Origin of the sequence: Azospirillum isscasi (assembly GCF_030849505.1) — a bacterium.
Taxonomy (GTDB): Bacteria; Pseudomonadota; Alphaproteobacteria; order Azospirillales; family Azospirillaceae; genus Azospirillum; species Azospirillum isscasi.
Genome location: NZ_JAUJFI010000403.1, coordinates 1 through 503 on the forward strand (window position 1 = coordinate 1; position 503 = coordinate 503).

Below are 503 nucleotides of genomic sequence, written 5' to 3' on the forward strand. Positions count from 1 at the left end.
GCGTCGTTGTAGGTCTGCGCCCCCGTGGTGGTGACGTTGCGCAGGCTCGTCGTGCCGCCCGCGTCCGTGGTCAGGCTCGCCAGAGCCGTCGTACCGCCCACCGTGCCGGTGAACTGCGTCGCGCCCTTGTTGTTGACGACCAAAGCCTGTGCCCCGTCCACGGTGCCGGCGAACAGCACGCTCGATCCGCCGTTCACCGTCGTGGCGCCGCCCAGCGTCACCGCTCCGTTGGCGGTGAAGGCGCCGCTGCCGGTGGCGTAGATGCCGTTCAGCGTCACCGCGTCGTTGTAGGTCTGGGTGCCCGTGGTGGTGACGTTGCGCAGGCTCGTCATGCCGCCCGCGTCCGTAGTCAGGCTGGCGAGCGCCGTCGTGCCGCCCACCGTGCCGGCGAACTGCGTCGTGCCCTTGTTGTTGACCGCCAGCGCGTAGGCGCCGTCCACCGCGCCGGTGAAGGTGGCGGCTCCGCCGTTCACCGTCGTGTCGCCGCCCAGCGTCACCGCTCC

Annotated in this window: 1 pseudogene; it reads right to left on the reverse strand. The window is 71.4% G+C overall.

Annotated features, from left to right (window positions below):
* Window positions 1–503 (reverse strand): annotated as a pseudogene (locus QSG27_RS29210) (hypothetical protein); the annotation flags it as partial.